Annotated in this window: 1 protein-coding gene; it reads right to left on the reverse strand. The window is 63.5% G+C overall.

Annotated features, from left to right (window positions below; genetic code table 11):
* Positions 1 to 252 (reverse strand): winged helix-turn-helix domain-containing protein (locus tag ACR9ZH_RS18465; protein WP_481292221.1); only part of this gene is annotated, 252 nt, incomplete at both ends.

Here is a 252-nt window from a genome sequence, read left to right on the forward strand (position 1 = left end):
CTATGTCGGCGCGCGCCTCGAACCAATGTGCGGCGCGGTTCAGGGAGCGGTTGCCATCGACACCCCTGCGGCTGGCCGTTCTTTTGAGAAACTCGTTGAAGACCGGGTGGAACCGCATCCAGTTGCCGGGTCCGGCAAGCAAGGTCACCGGAAGGGCGTACTCGTTCAGTCGCTCGATCAAGCCCGCGTGCAGGTCACTTTCCAGCACCGCCTCGAGAAGCGGCTGATTGAAAGCCGGCAAGGCCGCGGTCT

It is taken from the genome of Luteibacter sp. SVR4-7G (genome assembly GCF_056755555.1).